Below are 13,171 nucleotides of genomic sequence, written 5' to 3'. Positions count from 1 at the left end.
GCGGCGGACGCCGCCGCCGACGCCGCGGCCACCTCGGCCGCCGCGAGCGCGAGCTGCTGCTGCACCGCCTGGAACCGGCCGATCGGCCGCCCGAACTGCACGCGCTCCCCCGCGTACCGGACGCTCGCGGCGAGCGCCCCGCGCGCGGCCCCGGCGAGCAGCGCCGCCCGGCCCAGCGCGGCCCGCAGCCGCAGCTGCTCCGCCGCCCCGGCGGGCGCCGGCGCGACCGCCTCGGCCGTGCCGTCCACCGTGACGGTGTCGCGGGGCTCCTCGGCGAGGTTCGCGCCCTCGGTCAGGGTCACCGCGTCGGGCCGCAGCAGCACCACCTGCTCGCCCGCGAGCACGGCGATGCCGGCCGCGGCCCGCGCCCAGGGCACCCGCGGCAGGGTGCCGCGCACCGCGGAGCCGTCCACCGCCAACCCGCCCGCCGCGGCCGTCAGCGGGCCGTCGGGCAGCGGGATCCCCGCGGCGTGCAGCAGCCACCCGGCCAGCAGGTCGGTCTCGACCAGTGGCACCCGCGCCGCGTGCGCCCCGGCCGCGGCGAGCACGATCGCGGCATCGGAGAGGTCGGCCTCGCTGCCGCCCGCGTCGGCGGGCAAGGTGAGCCGGGCGAGCCCGGTCTCCTCCAGCGTCGACCAGAGCGCGCCGTCGTAGCCGCCGGCGTCCGGCTTCCGCGCGTCGCCGAAGATCGACTCCGCCAGCTCCTGCAGCTCGGTGTTCACCGCCGTGGTCATCGCAGCCCCATCCCGCGCGCGACGATGCCGCGCAGCACCTCGTTGGTCCCGCCGCGCAGCGTGAAGCCCGGCGCGTGCAGCACGGCGTCGGCGAGCAGCCGCGCGTACCCCTGTTCCGCCCCCGGGTCGGGCGGGATCGCGACCAGCAACCGGGCCGCCTCGATCACCTCGTTCTCGTACCGCGTGCCGAGGTCCTTCACCACGGCCGCGGCGAGCTCCGGGGCCTCCCCCGACTCCAGCGAGCCGGCGACCGCCAGCGACATCCGGCGTAGCGTCCACAGCCGGGCGACGAGCCCGCCGAGCTCGCGTTCGGCACCGCGCGTGCCGGCCAGCTCCCCGACCAGCGCCGCGAGCAGCGGGAACGTCGAGAGGAACCGCTCCGGCCCGCTGCGCTCGAACGCCAGCTCGCTCGTCACCTGCCGCCAGCCCGCGCCGACCTCGCCGAGCACCATGTCGTCGGGCACGAAGACCCGGTCGAACACGACCTCGTTGAAGTGGTGCGCGCCGGTGAGCAGCGGGATCGGCCGGATCTGCACGCCCGGCGAGTCCAGCAGCACGACGAACTGCGACAGCCCCGCGTGCCGGGTCTGCTCGTCGCGCGGCGCCGACCGGGCGAGCGCGAAGAACGCGTGCGCGTGGTGCGCCCCCGACGTCCACACCTTGGTGCCGGTGAGCTCCCACCCGCCGTCGACGCGCTCGGCCTTGGTGCGCACGGCGGCGAGGTCCGAGCCGGCGTCGGGCTCGCTCATGCCGATGCCGAAGTACACCTCGCCCTTGGCGATCCCGGGCAGGAACCGCTGCCGCTGCGCCTCGGTGCCGAACCGCATCAGGGTCGGGCCGATCTGCCGGTCCGCCACCCAGTGCGCCGCCACGGGTGCGCCCGCGGCGAGCAACTCCTCGGTGACGACATAGCGGTCCAGCGGGGACGCGCCGTGCCCGCCGTACTCGACGGGGATCGTCATCCCGAGCCAGCCTCGGCGGCCCAGCTCCTTCGTGAAGCGCTCGTCCCAGCCGGACAGCCACACGTCCGCGCGGGGCGCCCACCGCCCCGCCGCCCGTTCCTCCGCGAGGAAGGCACGGACCTCTGCCCGCAGCGCGGCGGCGCGCGGCGGGAGGTCGGTGGGTGGTGGCACGAGGGCGGGCAGCCGTTGCAACGTCTCGGTCACCGCCCCATCCTGCGCCATGAGGTGCCGAAGCACGACAGTGGCGCTCGTCCCACCGGATGGCTGCATTTGCGCGGCGGAGATGACAGCATCGCGGCCATGACGAACCCCGGCCTGGCGAGCAGCCCCGATGTCGACGCCCGCGCGAGCGCCCCCTCCCCCGCCGACGAGGCCCGGGTCGTCGACGCGGTTCCCACCGGCCTGTTCATCGGCGGCTCCTGGCGGTCCGCCGCGTCCGGGCGGACGCTGGTCGTCGACGATCCGGCCACCGGCAAGACCCTCTGCGAAGTGGCCGACGCCGGCCCGGAGGACGGCATGGCCGCGCTCGCGGCCGCAGCGGACGCCCAGCAGTCCTTCGCCGCGATGCCGCCGCGGGAGCGCGGGGAGATCCTGCGCCGCGCCTACGAACTGATCATGGACCGGATCGACGACCTCGCGCTGCTCATGACCCTCGAGATGGGCAAGCCGCTCCCCGAGTCGAAGGGGGAGATCACCTACGCCGCCGAGTTCTTCCGCTGGTTCGCCGAGGAGGCCGTGCGGATCGACGGCGGGTACGCGGTGGCGCCCAACGGCGCGAGCCGGTTCCTCGTGCAGAAGCAGCCCGTCGGTGTGTCGCTGCTGATCACCCCGTGGAACTTCCCGATGGCCATGGGCACCCGCAAGATCGGCCCGGCCATCGCGGCGGGCTGCGCCACCGTGCTCAAGCCCGCGGCGCAGACCCCGCTGTCGATGCACGCGCTCGCCGCGATCCTCGCCGAGGTCGGCCTCCCCGACGGCGCGCTGAACATCGTCACCACCTCCGACGCGGGCGGCGTCATGGAGCCCCTCATCCGCGACGGTCGCGCGCGCAAGCTCTCCTTCACCGGCTCCACGGCGGTCGGCAAGCTGCTGCTGGAACAGGCCTCCGAGCAGGTGCTGCGCACGTCCATGGAGCTCGGCGGCAACGCCCCGTTCCTCGTCTTCGACGATGCCGACCTCGACAAGGCGATCGACGGCGCGATGCTCGCGAAGATGCGCAACATGGGCGAGGCCTGCACCGCGGCCAACCGGTTCCTCGTGCACCGCTCGGTGGCCGACGCCTTCGCCGACCGCCTCGCCGAGCGGATGGGCGGCCTGCGGGTCGGCCGCGGCACCGAGGACGGTGTGCAGGTCGGCCCGCTGGTCGACGCGAAGGGCCGGGACAAGGTGATCGGGCTCGTCCGGGACGCCGTCGACCGCGGCGCGTCCGTGCGGGTCGGGGCGGAGCCCGCGGACGGGCCGGGCTACTTCTACCCGCCCACGGTGCTCACGGACGTGCCGCTGGAGGCCCGCCTGACGTCGGAGGAGATCTTCGGTCCGGTCGCCGCCATCAGCGTGTTCGACGCGGAGGACGAGGCCGTCGCCGCCGCCAACGACACCGAGTACGGGCTGGTCAGCTACCTGTTCACGGAGAATCTGACGCGGGCGCTGCGCGTCTCGGAGCGGCTGGAGTCGGGGATGGTGGGGCTCAACACCGGGCTGGTGTCCAACCCCGCCGCGCCGTTCGGCGGCATCAAGCAGTCCGGGCTCGGCCGCGAGGGCGGCAGCGTCGGGATCGAGGAGTTCCTCGAGACCAAGTACGTGGCGATCGGCTTCGGCGGCTGACCCGCCCGCCGGCCGGCCCCGTGCTCAGGGGCCGGCCGGTGGGGCGTTCGGGTCCGGGCCCGGAGCCCCGCCCGCCGGCGCGTTCGGGTCGACGGGCGCGTTGGGGTCGACCGGCGCGTTCGGCTGGGCCGGGACGATGGCATCCGGTGCCGGGACCGACTGGTCCGGTGGCACCGCGTAGTACGTGTCGGACGGGTCGGTACCGCTGATCACCGAGTCGACGAACAGCTTCCCGCCTTGCATCGCGACGAACCACATCAGCAGCCCGAACGCACCCACGGACGCCAGGTTCAGCACCCGGACGTTCGTGGGGGTCCGCCCCAGCCGGCCCCTGCTGGTCTCGACCGCCCACGCCCTCGCCCCGAGCACGACGAGCAGCAACAGGGCCGCGAGCCAGACCCAGACGTCTCCCGCAGGATTGATCACGTCAGCCACCCACCTCGGCGAGCGGGCCGGGAACGGCCTTCTTCAACACCGCGTTGAAGCCGTCCTGGTAGGCCAGGACGTAGCGACCGGACGCCACCAGTTCCTGGATCAGCCGCAGACTCCAGCCGGGCTCCTTGCCCTCGAGCACCACGCCTTCGCGTTCCACCGAGGTGAAGGTGATGATCACGTCGGGGGCGTCGGCGTCGATGCACCGGATCGGGTCGTTGGCCAGCTGGGAGCAACCGTCGATCACGTTGCCGCCGCTGTGGGTGTCGATGCCCTCCACCCCGTACGGACCGACGTGGCTGAGCGGCACGATCTCCTGGCCGTGCGGTGTCTCGGCGATCGTCTGCCGGGCCAGCGCGACATCCTCCGGATAGACCGTCTGGTAGGCGTCGTTCCCGCCGCGGATCAGCACGAGCAGCGCGAACAGGCCGACCATGCCCCCGGCGAGGACGTAGTGCATCCACCGCCAGCGGCGCACGGCCGCGCGCAGCGCGTCGGCGCAGAGGATGGTGAGCACCGGCAGGCCGTAGAGCACGACCCGCATGAACACCTCGCCGCCGTAGCCCTGGACGATCACGCCCATCGGCACGACCGCGAGCGCGATCGGCACGAGGTCGCGTCGGCGCCGCCAGTAGACCCACGCCCCGGCGATCGCCACCAGCCAGGTGAAGCCGGGTACCAGGATGCGCAGCATCTTCACCGCGACCTGGCCGGTGTCCCCCATCAATCGGTCGGCCACGCCGTTCTCGATCGCACCGCCGTCCTCGCCGCTGCCGAGCAGCATGCTCAGCTGGTTCACCCAGAACGGTCGCGCGGCCACGATGAGGTAGACCCCCACGGCGAGGATCCCGACCAGCACGAGCGTCCGGCCGCGGATCCGACCCACCACCGCCAGCACCACGAGCTGACCGATGAGCGCGATCGGGGTGAGCTGGTGCGACGGCGCGATGGCCAGCAGACACAGCGCGGCGCAGAAATAGATGAGCAGCAGCTGCCGCGGCGGCAGCGTCGGCCGGTTCGGCGGCGTCATCGCGGCGACGAGCCAGCGCCGCAGCAGCGGCAGCTTCTTCGCCTCGGCGTGCGGGGCGGGCCAGCCGGGCACCCCCGCCGGGTCCGTGCGGCGGGTGGCCAGCGGACCGAGGGCGAAGGTCAGCACCGTCAGCTGGAGCACGATCGCGGTGGCCTGGGGCGAGAAGTAGTCCTGCTCGATCCAGTTCAGGCCGAGGAACAGCCACGCGGCCACCCACGGCGTGCGGGTGCCGCCCAGCAGGGACCGGGCGAGCGCGTAGATCCCGATAGCCCACACCCCGACGACCATCGGCGGGAACCAGCGCAGCACCTCGTCCAGCTGCGTGGCCCCGCCCGCGTCGCGGAACCACGCCCACTGCGCGAAGAATCCCGGCCAGTAGAACCGCGCGTCCACGCCGGTGGGCGGGATGCCGTCGCCCGCGATCGCGTCGGTGAACCCGGCGAGCAGCCACGCAGTGGTGAACCGGGCCACCGGCTGCACCACCGACGGGAGCCCGAACGAGCACAGGATCAACACCGTGGTGGCGGCGCCCAGCATGGGGATCCGCGGGCGCGGCGACCACAGCTCGGCCACGCACGCGGCCACGGCGAGCGCCATCGCCGCCCACGCCGCCGGGCTGAGCACCTTGGCCAGCCCCCACCCGTCCATCACGGACAGGTCGGTGGTGGCCGCGGCCACCGGGAGCATCGCCACGGCGGCCAGCGCGAGCATCGGTGAGAGCCAGCGGTGCACCACCGGAGGCAGCCCGGCGAGCGGCACCCCCGGCGACGGCCGCCGCCGCACGTGCGACTTCGCCCGTGCCTTCTGCTGCTGCTGGATGGGCAGTGCGGTGGTGGCATCCGCCGGGCCCGGGGCGCGCACGGCGGTGGTCGCGGCGTCGACGCCGGCGGCGGGGCGCGGTGCGCCCGGGCGCGGCCCCTCACCCGAGGAACGGGTGTCCGTCGATGTCACCGGGAAGGCACCTCCAGTTCGGCCCGGCGGCGGGCCGGGGAGAAGATCACAGCGGCGGCGCAGACCACCTGGACCGCGATGTAGCCGAGCGCGACCGGCACCAGTGCGGACACGCCCCCACCCACCACGGGCACGACGGCGGCGACGAGCAGCACCAGCACCGTGCTGACCAGCTGCAAACGGGCGTACCCCATCGCCTGGCCCACGGCCTGCCGCACCCCGAGCTCGTGCAGCACGACCAGGCGGAACGCGAGCCCCAGCAGGAGCAGCTGCAGAACGGTGTCGGCCTCGGCGTAGGCCGGACCGAAGAACAGCAGCAGCAGGGGGTGGGCCAGCGCAGCGCCCAGCGCCAGTGCCGGCAGGAAGATCACCAGCAGCCTACGGCGGGTGGCCGCGGCGAGTTCGGCGGCCCGGTGCGGCTCCCGGGCGACGTTCACCGCGAGCGAGTTCATGAAGAACATGCCCGCGATGTCGAGCACCGTGACGGCCTGCCACACGATGAAGAAGACGGCGCCGGTCTCGGTGCCGAACCGCAGGTTCAGCAGCAGCGGCACCTGGTTGTAGAGCAGGACGCCGCCCATCTGCCCCACCGCGGTGGGGCCGAGGAAGGCGAGCGCCTCCTTGCGGGTGGGCACGGTCCCGGCCGGCGCGTCACGGGTGACGCGTCGCGCCAGCAGCGCGATGACGGCCGAGCCCGCGGCGACGAACACCACGATCGGGACGAGCCAGGACAGCGCCGCGCCGTAGGACCCGAGCCCGGCGACCCCCGCGAGGACGACGAGCAGGCCGAGGCGCGCCGCGGCGAAGAACCCGTTGCGCCAGACGGCCCACCAGGCCTTGCCCAGCGCCACGACGATGAAGTCGTGTACGACGAACACGCCCCACCCGGCGCATCCGAGCACGAACAGCAACAGACCCAGACCGAACGGCCCGTCGGGACCCGCCGAGATCTCGGCCAGCTGCGGCACCACGAGCGCGTACACGAGCCCGACCAGCCCCGACAGCGGCATGATCAGGAGCAGGCTGGTCCAGATGAGCCTGGTCGTGTGCCGGCCCGCACCCGGCAGCCACCGCATGAGCCCGATGCCCAGGTTGAGCTGGGCGGCGCCACCGACGAGGATCAGCGCGTTGACCACCAGCTGCGCCTCGCCCACCACCGCGGGCACCATCAACCGCGCGGCGATGATCCAGAACAGGAACCCCGCCACCGAGTTCAGCAGCGAGCTCAGCGAGAGTGCCAGGCCGTCGTTCAGCCCGGCGTTGCCGGTGTCGTCGGTCGGTGCACCGCCGCGCTGCACCGCGGGGATCCGCACCGTGTCGGCGACCACGGCCCGCAGCCGGACCGTGGGCGCGCCGGCCGGGTCGAGCACCTCGGTGGGCGGATCGGCCCGCGGATCCGGATGCGGGCGGCCGTCATGGCCCGGCCGCACGATGGCCGAGCGGTGGCCGGGGGTCGGGTGGCGGGGTCTCACGACGCGGCGACCACCGGGTGCGGGACGGTGCACGGGGCGGTCATTGGGCGACCACCGCGTGGCGCAGCAGGAACGGGATGCTCACCACGGTGACCAGGTACAGCGCCGCGGCCGGCTCCCAGAGCCCGGTGCTCACCATGATCTGAGAGATCAGCAGCGTGACCGCGACACCCACCCCGACGGTGAGCAGCCAGACGTGCGCGGCGGGTGCGCGGCGCAGGAACCCCGCCGCCGACCAGCCCGGCCCCAGGATTAGGAAGGCCGTGGTGACGACGAAGCGGACGTCCCCGAGCACGCCGTCGGTGATGTTCATGAGGCTGAGCACACAGGCCAGCGGTCCCGCCACGACCAGGAGCAGCGCCACCACCCGGCGCGCCACCCTGGCGCGCGTCAGCTCGGCGGTAGAGGGCACGCTCACCGTCATACTCCGTTCGTCACCCGGACGTGGTCACCGGACACCCCGGCGCATCCCGTCGGTGTCGAAAGTGTAGAGAAGGCACGCCCCCGGTCAGGACGCCTCCTCCTCCAGGGCGAGCCGCACGGCCCCGCCGTCGCGGCCACCTTCGCGCCTGACCTGCTGCTGCTCGACGGCCGGGACGCGGGGCTGCGGCATCGGGCGCGGGCCGTGCGCGGCGGCGTCGGCCAGGGGCAGGCCGTTCGGGGCGGTGGCCGTCTCGACCGGCACCACCGGGATGCCCCCTGGCGGGGTGACCGCGCGGGACTGCTCCTCCACCTGCACCCGCTCGGCGCGGCGGCGCTGCGCGCGGCGGCGCTCGGCGGCGAGGGTGCGCAGCACGCGGGTGCCGTCGGCGAACGTGCGCAGGTTGGACTGGCCGAAGATGCGCTCGCGCTCCATCGACGGCACCTCGGTGATCTTCAGCCCGGCCGCGGCGACCCGGCAGTTGAGCACCGTCTCGATCTCGAACCCGTCGCCCCAGATCATTCCCTCCGCGGGGGCGGGCGCCTCGATCGGGGGCAGGTCAAGCACCGGCAGGATGTCGGCCCAGAACGCGTTGTAGCCGTAGCAGAGGTCGGTGTACGACGTGCCGAACAGCGCGTTGGCGACCCCGTTGAGGCCGGCGTTGCCGGACTTGCGCAGCAGCGTGATGTCGTCACTGCCACCGCCGCGCACGAAGCGGCTGCCCTTGGCGAAGTCGGCGCCCTCGATCAGTGCGCGGACGAAGGCCGGGATCTCCGCCGGGTCGGCCGAGCCGTCGGCGTCGAACATGACGATGACGTCGCCGGTGGCGGCGGCGAACCCACAGGCCATGGCATTGCCCTTGCCCTTGCGGGTCTGCGTGATGACCTTGACCCAGGGAAGCACGCGCTGCGCGGTCTCGATCGTGCCGTCGACGGAGTTGCCGTCGACGACGATGACCTCGTGAACCGCAGGACGCACCGCGGCGATCGCCGGGAGGACGACCTCCAGGTTCCGCGCCTCGTTCCGGGTCGGCACCACCACGGACACCCGCGGGTTGCCGTTCCGCTGCATCGCCGTTCTCCCCCCCACCGCACTCGCGGTGTGTTCGCGCCTTCGTACCTGTCGTCGCCGGAGCCACTACCCAGGACACTCGTCTTCACTCGGCTTATCTGCGTGGGCCCCCATCGCGTTACGTCACTTTTGAGCGACGGCGTCACACCGTTCGGAGTAGCGTCGTTGCGGTATTCGGCCCGAGCAACCCGGCGTCCTCGCCCGGCACTCTACGGACGGGGCGAGCGGGCGCCGGCCGCGGTCCCCCGATGGTGCACCCGGAGGGCCGCACGGTTCCCCCGGATGGGGCGAGTACCGTCGCCACGTCCCGATCGTCAGGAGAGTCGTCAGGAGAGGAGCACTGTGATGCTGCCGATGCCGAGCGTCTCGGTCTGCATCCCCGTCTACAAGGGCGAGCGCTTCCTGGCCGAGACGATCCGCAGCGTTCTGGACCAGACCTACCGCGAGTTCGAGCTCGTCGTGCTGGACAACGCCAGCCCGGACGAGAGCGGCGCGATCGCCCTGTCCTTCCGCGATCCGCGGATCCGCGTGGTGCGCAACCCCTCCGTCCTCTCCCAGCCCGACAACTGGAACCGCGTCGTGGAGCTCAGCCGCGCACCGCTGGTGAAGGTGGTCTGCGCCGACGACCTGCTGCACCCGCGTTGCCTCGAGTTCCAGATCGGGCCGATGGAGGCCGACCCCGGGCTCGCCGTCGTCGCCTCGCGGCGGCACATGATCGACGAGGAGAGCCGGGTGATCGTGCCCCGGCGCGGGCTCGGCGGCCTCACCGGCGTGCGCAGCGGCGTGGAGGTGGCCCGGCGGGTGGTGCGCAGCGGCGCCAACCCGATCGGCGAGCCCGGCGGCGTGCTGTTCCGCCGCGACGACTTCTTCGCTGCGGGCGGCTGGCGGGCCGACCGCAAGTACATCATGGACCTCGACATGTGGATGCGGCTGCTCGAGTACGGCGAGTTCCTCGGACTCCCCGAGACGCTCGCCGCGTTCCGGATCGGCCGGGGCTCGGTCTCGGCGGAGAACGAGCAGGCCATCTACGAGGAGCAGCGGCTGCTGCTGGAGGACCTCGGCGGGTCCGAGCACTTCCAGGTGCGATCGGTCGACCTCGCGGTGGGCCGCATGCTCGCCCCCGCCGGGCGCGCCCGGCGGCGGGCCCTGTTCGCCGTGTCCAAGCTCGCCGCCCGCCGCAGCGACCGCGCCGCCGCCTGAGCGCTCCCCTTCCGCGAGCCGGGCGATCCGCGTGCGGAAAACGGGCGACTCGGGCGCCGAAAACTGGCGACTCGCGGGATTTCCGCGAGTCGCCCGTTCCGACACGCGAGTCGCCCGTTCCCGACACGCGAGTCGCGGGATTCCTACTGCTGCGGCGGGGTGTCCGCCGACTGCTGCCGCCCGGCGGGCCCGTTCTGCAGCCCCGGCGGCGGAGCCGCCGGCAGGCCCTTCGGCTCCGCACCGCCCCGCTGGGCCGGCCCGTTTCCCCCGGCCGGGGCCTGCGCGTTCGCGCCGAGCGGGTCCGCGCCCGGGGTGCCGAGGGAGGGCACCTCCTTGCGGGCCTGGGCCTCGGCGTCGGCCACCACCCTGGCGATCTCCGGGTCGGTCGACGTGTCGAACCAGTCCTTGATCGACTCGTCGTCGTCCTCGGGCCTGGCCGCGCCGACCGCGTCGTCGACCGGTGAGGGCTCGAACCGGAACACCCCGTCCTCGCCGGGTGCCCCCAGCATCCGGGTGAAGCCCTCGAGCGCCTTGCCGAAGTCCGACGGCACCAGCCACACCTTGTTGGCCTCGCCCTGCGCCATCTCCGGCAGGGTCTGCAGGTACTGGTAGGCCAGCAGCTCCGGCGTCGGCTTGCCCGCCTTGATCGCGGCGAACACCTTCTCGATGGCCTTCGCCTCACCCTGGGCCTCCAGGTAGCGGGCCGCCCGCTCACCCTGCGCCCGCAGGATGCGCGACTGCCGCTCGGCCTCGGCGTCGAGGATGGCCGCCTGCTTGGCGCCCTCCGCGGTGAGGATCTGCGACTGCTTCTGCCCCTCGGCGCTGCGGATCGCCGACTCCCGCTGGCCCTCCGCGGTGAGGATCATCGCTCGCTTCTCGCGGTCGGCCTTCATCTGCCGCTCCATCGACTCCTGGATCGACGGCGGCGGGTCGATGGCCTTGATCTCCACCCGGGCGACGCGGATGCCCCAGCGGCCGGTGGCCTCGTCCAGCTCGCCGCGCAGCACCGTGTTGATCTGGTCCCGCGAGGTGAGCGTGCCCTCGAGGCTCATCCCGCCCACGACGTTGCGCAACGTCGTGGTGGTGATCTGCTCGACGCCGTTGATGTAGTCGGAGATCTCGTAGACGGCGTCCTTCGGATTGGTGACCTGGTAGTACACGACCGTGTCGATGTTGACCGTCAGGTTGTCCTGGGTGATCACCGGCTGCGGCGGGAACGACACGACCTGCTCGCGCAGGTCGATCCGCTCCCGGACCTTGTCGATGAACGGCACCAGGAACACGAGCCCCGGATCCGCGGTCGCCTTGTAGCGGCCGAGCCGCTCGATCACGGCGGCCGTGGCCTGCGGGATGATCTGCACCGCCTTGACCACCGACACCACCACCAGCAGCACGAGCAGCGCCACGACGACGAGCAGCACCACGTTCACGTCCATGGGTTCCCTCCCCTCTTCTCCCCCGCCGCCCAGTGGATCTCACCGGCAGCGGATCAGGCACATCGCCCCGCTAGTCCTGCGCGACGACCAGCGCGGTCGCCCCCGAGATCGCGACGACCGTGACGCGCGTGCCTTCCTCGATGACGTCGTCGTCGGCGAAGGCGCGCGCGGACCACACCTCGCCGCCGATCTTGACCCGGCCCCCGTGGCCGTCCACCCGCGCGATGACGACGGCGGCGTTGCCCACGAGCGCCCGCGTGTGCATGTCGGTCGGCTCGACGCCGCGGTCCAGCCTGCGCCGCAGCGCCGGACGCACCGCGAGCAGGAGCAGCACCGAGGTGACGGCGAAGACCACGCCGCCGACGATCGGGGAGTCCAGCACGACGAACGACACGCCCGCCGCGGCGAGGGCCGCCCCGCCGAGCATCAGCAGCACGAACTCGCCGGACAGCACCTCGGCCGCGATCAGCAGGACGCCCAGGATGAGCCAGATCACAGCGGGCACCATGGGCCCGATCCTGCCAGACGGCGGCCGCCGGTGATCAGTTCGTCACGAAATCGATGAGTTGCTCGACGGCGCCGATCAGGGGCGTCTCCAGGTCCCGGAAGCTGCGGACGGCGCCCAGCACGCGCCGGGCGCCGTCGGCGGGCTCGCCCCAGCGCAGCTCGGCGCACACCCCGGTCTTCCAGTCGGTGCCACGCGGCACCTGCGGCCAGGCCCTGATCCCGACGACCGTCGGCTTCACCGCCTGCCAGACGTCGACGTAGGGGTGCCCGGTGACGAGCACGTGCGGTCCGGCCACGGCGGCGGCCGCGCGCGTCTCCTTCGACCCCTCGACGAGGTGGTCGACGAGGATCCCGAGCTTCCGCTCCGGCCCCGGCCCGAACTCGGCGACGGCGGCGGCGAGGTCGTCCATCCCGTGCATCGGCTCGACCACGACCCCCTCGACCCGCAGGTCGTGGCCCCACACCCGCTCCACGAGCTCGGCGTCGTGGAGGCCCTCCACCAAGATGCGGGCGGCACGCGCGGTCCGCGCGGTGTGGCCCACCACCTTCACCGAGCCCGACGCCGAGCGGGCCGGGCCGGCCGGCGCCCGCGCGGGCAGGACGAGCGTGGCGGGCGCGCCCTCGTGCAGGAACGCCGCGGGCTGCAGCGGGAAGACCCGGCGCCCGCCGTGGCGGTCCTCCAGGGTGACCGCACGGGAGTCGACCGCGACGATGGAACCGCAGAAGCCGCTCGCCGCGTCCTCCACCACGAGCCCCGGCTCGGCCGGGACCTCCGGGATCGGCCTGCGGACCCTGTGGCGGGTGCCGTCGGCGCCGAATGCCCCTCGGTAGTCATGCGCGCGGGTCACCCGGTCGTTCTACCCGGCGCCGACCACGCCCGACGGGAGCGACACGCGGGGGCGGCCCTCCCACTGCCGGCGACCTGCGATGACGCGGCGTGGTCGGCTTCACGCTCCACGGAGGAGTGCCCACGCACCCGGACGTGGCTAGCCTGGCCCCGTGCCCCGCCCCTCCGCCACCTTCACCGTGTGGACCTCGGCCTGGCTCGCCGGTGCGGCGGCGCCCGACGACGTGCTCGACGCCCTCGGGCCCTGGGCCGACGCCCACGACGTCCAGGCCGCCGACCCGGAC

13 protein-coding genes are annotated in these 13,171 nt (G+C 73.5%); 3 read left to right on the top strand and 10 right to left on the bottom strand.

Annotation, left to right across the window (positions count from 1 at the left end; translation table 11 throughout):
* Both KME75_RS34580 and KME75_RS34575 read right to left on the bottom strand, forming a co-directional pair.
* A partial coding sequence (locus KME75_RS34580) for an acyl-CoA dehydrogenase family protein (RefSeq protein ID WP_219419151.1) occupies positions 1–734 on the bottom strand: 734 nt, incomplete at its 3' end.
* Positions 731–1,900 carry an acyl-CoA dehydrogenase family protein gene (locus tag KME75_RS34575; protein ID WP_308283350.1) on the bottom strand — a complete coding sequence of 390 codons (1,170 nt, stop codon included), beginning with the start codon at positions 1,898–1,900 and terminating at the stop codon, positions 731–733. The genes KME75_RS34575 and KME75_RS34580, both read right to left, overlap by 4 nt.
* Positions 1,901–1,996: 96 nt before the next feature.
* Between KME75_RS34575 and KME75_RS34570 the strand changes: the two genes are divergently transcribed.
* The gene (locus KME75_RS34570) at positions 1,997–3,520 is read left to right on the top strand and encodes an NAD-dependent succinate-semialdehyde dehydrogenase (RefSeq protein ID WP_219419149.1); all 1,524 of its coding nucleotides are present in this window, start codon (positions 1,997–1,999) and stop codon (positions 3,518–3,520) included.
* A gap of 24 nt (positions 3,521–3,544) precedes the next feature.
* On the opposite strand, the gene KME75_RS34565 is transcribed toward KME75_RS34570, so the two are convergent.
* From KME75_RS34565 to KME75_RS34545, 5 genes are all read right to left on the bottom strand, one after another.
* The gene (locus KME75_RS34565) at positions 3,545–3,946 is read right to left on the bottom strand and encodes an alanine and proline-rich secreted protein Apa (protein ID WP_219419148.1); all 402 of its coding nucleotides are present in this window, start codon (positions 3,944–3,946) and stop codon (positions 3,545–3,547) included.
* 1 nt (position 3,947) lies between these two features.
* Complete coding sequence (locus KME75_RS34560) at positions 3,948–5,933, bottom strand: hypothetical protein (protein ID WP_219419147.1); 1,986 nt, start codon at positions 5,931–5,933, stop codon at positions 3,948–3,950.
* A complete protein-coding gene (locus tag KME75_RS34555) occupies positions 5,930–7,405 on the bottom strand; it encodes a lipopolysaccharide biosynthesis protein (protein ID WP_219419146.1) in 1,476 nt (491 codons plus the stop codon). The genes KME75_RS34560 and KME75_RS34555 overlap by 4 nt, the downstream gene beginning before the upstream one ends.
* A 40-nt stretch (positions 7,406–7,445) precedes the next feature.
* Positions 7,446–7,823: a hypothetical protein gene (locus KME75_RS34550; protein ID WP_219419145.1), complete on the bottom strand. Its 378-nt coding sequence runs from the start codon at positions 7,821–7,823 to the stop codon at positions 7,446–7,448.
* 90 nt (positions 7,824–7,913) lie between these two features.
* On the bottom strand, positions 7,914–8,897 hold the full coding sequence (locus tag KME75_RS34545; RefSeq protein ID WP_246633415.1) for a glycosyltransferase family 2 protein: 984 nt from the start codon (positions 8,895–8,897) through the stop codon (positions 7,914–7,916).
* Positions 8,898–9,242: 345 nt separating this feature from the next.
* Between KME75_RS34545 and KME75_RS34540 the strand changes: the two genes are divergently transcribed.
* Positions 9,243–10,097: a glycosyltransferase family 2 protein gene (locus KME75_RS34540; RefSeq protein WP_246633414.1), complete on the top strand. Its 855-nt coding sequence runs from the start codon at positions 9,243–9,245 to the stop codon at positions 10,095–10,097.
* A 143-nt stretch (positions 10,098–10,240) separates the two neighbouring features.
* On the opposite strand, the gene KME75_RS34535 is transcribed toward KME75_RS34540, so the two are convergent.
* The 3 genes from KME75_RS34535 to KME75_RS34525 form a co-directional block, all read right to left on the bottom strand.
* A complete protein-coding gene (locus KME75_RS34535; protein ID WP_219419144.1) occupies positions 10,241–11,533 on the bottom strand; it encodes an SPFH domain-containing protein in 1,293 nt (430 codons plus the stop codon).
* A 70-nt stretch (positions 11,534–11,603) separates the two neighbouring features.
* The gene (locus tag KME75_RS34530) at positions 11,604–12,041 is read right to left on the bottom strand and encodes an NfeD family protein (protein WP_219419143.1); all 438 of its coding nucleotides are present in this window, start codon (positions 12,039–12,041) and stop codon (positions 11,604–11,606) included.
* Between the two features lie 34 nt (positions 12,042–12,075).
* A complete protein-coding gene (locus KME75_RS34525) occupies positions 12,076–12,888 on the bottom strand; it encodes a DUF3097 domain-containing protein (protein WP_219419142.1) in 813 nt (270 codons plus the stop codon).
* A gap of 151 nt (positions 12,889–13,039) precedes the next feature.
* Between KME75_RS34525 and KME75_RS47640 the strand changes: the two genes are divergently transcribed.
* The coding region (locus KME75_RS47640; RefSeq protein WP_504739532.1) for an Rv1486c family protein at positions 13,040–13,171 on the top strand (132 nt) is incomplete at its 3' end.

The sequence above is a fragment of the Pseudonocardia nigra genome (assembly GCF_019396355.1).
Taxonomy (GTDB): domain Bacteria; phylum Actinomycetota; class Actinomycetes; order Mycobacteriales; family Pseudonocardiaceae; genus Pseudonocardia; species Pseudonocardia nigra.
The sequence above is the reverse complement of the archived record's forward strand: the minus strand, read 5'-3'. Positions and strand labels throughout refer to the sequence as shown.